This is a genomic window from Sodalis-like endosymbiont of Proechinophthirus fluctus, assembly GCF_001602625.1.
Lineage (GTDB): Bacteria > Pseudomonadota > Gammaproteobacteria > Enterobacterales > Enterobacteriaceae.
Window position 1 is genome coordinate 25519 of the sequence record NZ_LECR01000078.1, and the last position, 1843, is coordinate 27361.

Here is a 1843-nt window from a genome sequence, read left to right on the forward strand (position 1 = left end):
AAAAGGTAGCCGGTAAGGAATGCTAGCGCCAGGCTGTCGGCTACCTCTCGGGTTTCAATCTGCCGCAAATAGACCCAGGATAAAGCGTTAAACACCAGCGCCAGAGTGACCCAAAGCACCGACCACAGCGCCGCTTGTTTCATAGACGCCTCCCCCTCGCGGCGCTGCATTAATAATTCCACAGCCAGCATGATTATTATCACGACAGCGAAGCTGCCATACAGTAAGGTATTTCCGACGGTATGCATATCTGAGATAGTCCTTCTACAATGAACAACGGCTGACGTCAGAAGGCGCCAGCCGTTGTTCATTGCCTGAGCTATAAGCCAAGTCTCGCCTTCCGGCAAGGTCTTACTTACAACCCGCATGAAAAATCTGCAGTTGCCCGGCTACCGGATGCTTTGGCATCGTATTGACGGCTAGCCGGCGGAAAGTTACTCCCCTTTACTGTGAAGTACACTAATGTAAAAAAATGCAATCGTCAATATTAAACTGTAATATCACCGTGCAAACAGAGGCGGACGAATCGCGCTAGTAGAGCTCTGTCTGTGGGGCATAGTGGAGATCTGAACATCCAGATGCTGGAATAGTAACGCTGTTCCGGCTCCTTTGCGCCCATCATGCACGCCAAATAGCTGCGTACAGCAGGAGCGGTGAACTCAAGATGAAACTGGGTACTGATAGCATTGGACCCATAGCGCAGAATCTGGTGGAGTCATGGGCGAAATGGCTAGTCACTGTGGTATCTGTAGTAAAATTATGCACTTACTTATAATGATAATGCACTAGAATAATGATAATGCATCAGATTAGCGCCGAAACAGCGGGGCAGAGCCGTCAGCAGCACGCCATCCGACGATGGCAGCAGTTCGATGGCTTGGGGCTGCCCAGTTCCATGCAGTCTGGGTGATAGTCTACCTCGTCGCCAAACTCATAGGCCAGCAACTGATGACCATAACAGGCTCTAAAAACGGACGTGTTCGCTGATACTACCCGCTACCCGGCATAGCCAGTCGTTAGCGTACTCGCTCCAGGGCAGTTTGTCTGTCATCATTACGGTGGAGCCGGTAATCATGACGTCGACATAGGTTTCCGGCGCTTCAGGTCGCGCGCTGCTAGGTAAATAAACCACCTGAACGCCCGCCTCATTGAGTTTGCCGGCCCGTATAAACATGCGGTCAAAGTTAGTTACCGTGCTCTCGCTTAACCGATTCCGGAGCATCGCTAGTCTGTAAGATATGTAACTAATTACTATTATGCATTTTCTCGCCTCACATTCCACTGTCGTGTCGGCAGGGAAAACGCCCACGGATTGCCACCGGATTTCGATGAACAGCCGCACTCTGTGCTGCGGGTTGTCCATCAGCGAGGGATGTTCACTTAGCCGCTGGGTATTCGATCGGCGAACGCAAGTGCCTCATACAGTATACTATTTATATATTTCGGTTGGTTCAGATCTAGCTGATTGCAATTACGGGAAACTAATGTCAGGCGCTGTGGCATTCACCTATTTTCTTAATAAGAAGAGACCCAGTCCAGTCTCTCGCCGGATCTTGCTGGGCAGCACGGACTGACTCATTTTGGAATGCGGCAGGGTAATGTAAAAATCGCCGTAATCGAGAATGACCGTGCCGTGGCCCGTCCACACCACTTGTTACTAGCGATGCGCTGGGCTGCACCTGTACCGGCTCACCCCACAACGTCAACACAGCTGCCAGCGGATATGAAGCCAATATCCATGATCGAGCCGTTGGAGAAAGGTGGATTGAAGTTGTTAGGATTTTCGCTAGCAAGATATTTGTCGTAGTGCGAAGAGCACTGGCAGTAATTCAGAAGCCCTTTA

At 50.6% G+C, this 1843-nt stretch carries 1 protein-coding gene and 2 pseudogenes; all 3 read right to left on the reverse strand.

Annotated elements, in window-relative coordinates; translation table 11 throughout:
- Window positions 1-248, reverse strand: a pseudogene (locus BG74_RS17910) (hypothetical protein); the annotation flags it as partial.
- Between the two features lie 716 nt (window positions 249-964).
- Complete coding sequence (locus tag BG74_RS11445; RefSeq protein WP_073961137.1) at window positions 965-1174, reverse strand: type 1 glutamine amidotransferase family protein; 210 nt, start codon at window positions 1172-1174, stop codon at window positions 965-967.
- Between the two features lie 114 nt (window positions 1175-1288).
- A pseudogene (locus tag BG74_RS17915) lies at window positions 1289-1843 on the reverse strand (gfo/Idh/MocA family oxidoreductase); the annotation flags it as partial.

Bases quoted from the DNA above. Each gene is read 5' to 3' on its own strand.
- BG74_RS11445 (WP_073961137.1), bottom strand. From the start codon at position 1,174: ATGTTTATACGGGCCGGCAAACTCAATGAGGCGGGCGTTCAGGTGGTT.